Origin of the sequence: Pseudomonas sp. HY2-MNA-CIBAN-0224 (genome assembly GCF_040310285.1) — a bacterium.
GTDB classification, from domain to species: Bacteria; Pseudomonadota; Gammaproteobacteria; order Pseudomonadales; family Pseudomonadaceae; genus Aquipseudomonas; species Aquipseudomonas helleri.
On sequence record NZ_JBEOPQ010000936.1, the window covers coordinates 1 to 233 of the forward strand.

Here is a 233-nt window from a genome sequence, read left to right on the forward strand (position 1 = left end):
TTACGAAGGTATTGACGAGCGCTTACTGGCGCAGTATGTCGACTTGGAAGTGTCGTTGGGTGATTACGTATTGACTGGTGGTGAGCTGCCAGCCATGGTGATGATGGATAGTGTGATACGTCGTCTGCCTGATATTATGGGTGATGATCAATCAGCTGAGCAAGACTCGTTCGTCGATGGCTTGCTTGATTGTCCACACTATACCAAGCCGCATGAGTTTGCGGGTATGGCGG

At 50.2% G+C, this 233-nt stretch carries 1 pseudogene; it reads left to right on the plus strand.

The features are described from left to right. A pseudogene (locus AAEZ03_RS29000) lies at nt 1–233 on the plus strand (tRNA (guanosine(37)-N1)-methyltransferase TrmD); the annotation flags it as partial.